Source organism: Absiella sp. AM29-15 (genome assembly GCF_003434225.1).
GTDB classification, from domain to species: Bacteria; Bacillota_I; Bacilli_A; order Erysipelotrichales; family Erysipelotrichaceae; genus Hoskinsella; species Hoskinsella hominis.
Genome location: NZ_QVFL01000049.1, coordinates 1 through 1453, shown reverse-complemented (window position 1 = coordinate 1453; position 1453 = coordinate 1). Strand labels below are relative to the sequence as shown.

Sequence of the window (1453 nt, the reverse complement as noted above, 5' to 3'; positions counted from 1 at the left end):
CAAACAGTTTAAAGAAAGAAGCAGAAAAAGCGTTAAAACAGATCATAGAAGAATATGCACCAGATGCATTTAAGGTTGGTATTGCATATCATGGAAAGCATATGGATATGGCTTGGAAATAGAAAATCCAGATGAAAGCGAATAGTAATAAATTAATGTAAGTAATGTTAAATAGCACTTATTATTATTTATACGATATAAATATACATTATAATGTGATGGACAAAAAACTATGTAATGTTATAATAACGATAAAGAAAAGGCAGGGTGGTCAAATGGGATTTATAGAGGAAATCATAGAAAAGATTTTGAGCAACCATAATGAAATCATTTGTGTGAATCTTAAAGGACTAATGGATGTTGTAGCAATAGAGAAAACTTTGAATGAACGAGGAATCCTCTTTGTTATGGATATCCAATTGACTGATAAAGAGTGTAAGGCAATGATCTCTGAAAGAAAACCTGATATGTATGAAAAAGGCATTCAAGATTTATATGTAGAGGAACCTAAAATGTCATATCATACTGAAAAAACTAAGGAGAAGCATGTACCGATCGGTATAAGTGACTATCGTGAGATAAAAAAAGAAAATGCATATTGTGTAGATAAAACCAAAATGATTGAAGAATTATTACAGCTGAATGATCAGGTAACATTAATCACACGACCACGTAGATTTGGAAAAACACTAAATATGAGCATGTTGGCAGAGTTCTTTGATATCACAAAAGATAGTAGGGAATTGTTTAAAGATACCTATATCTATCAAACAAAATATGTCAAAGAAATGAATAAGTGGCCAGTGATTTTCTTAAGCTTTTTTGATTGCAAAGGTAATGAAAATATCATGATCGGCAGTTTGATTGAACATTTGGAAGATTTGTATGCAAAATATTATCCTATTTATAAAACATTTGATGAAAAAGAACTAAGAGATAAATTATGTCAAACATATGAAGAATTGAAAAAAGGAAATAATTTTAGTAATGTAGTATTCATAAAGAATTCATTGAATAGATTAATAGAATTTTTGAATAAAGAGTATCAAAAAAAAGTCATCCTTTTAATCGATGAATATGATACTCCATTTATGAGTGCATATGCAGGGAAATATTATGATCATGTAAAAGATATATTAAGAGGTTTATTGTTAAAGACACTCAAAGATAATTCCATGTTGTATAAAGGAGTTTTGACAGGTATTCAAAGAATCGCAAAAGAGAGTTTGTTTTCAGACTTGAATAATCTAGAAGTATGTACGATGCAGGAAGATAAATATGTAGATATGTTTGGCTTTACAGAAGAAGAAACACGTGCCTTATTGGAAAGTCATCATTTGAAATTGAGTGAAGAAGTAAAAAGCATGTATGATGGTTATCGTATTGGAAATAAAGAAATCTATAATCCATGGTCTATTGTAAAATACGCATCTAGTGGAAAATTAAAGCGGTA

The 1453-nt window shown here is 29.5% G+C and carries 1 protein-coding gene; it reads left to right on the top strand.

From position 1 onward, the window contains the following. Positions 1-275: 275 nt before the first annotated feature. The coding region (locus DW761_RS20845) for an AAA family ATPase (RefSeq protein WP_158553867.1) at positions 276-1453 on the top strand (1178 nt) is incomplete at its 3' end.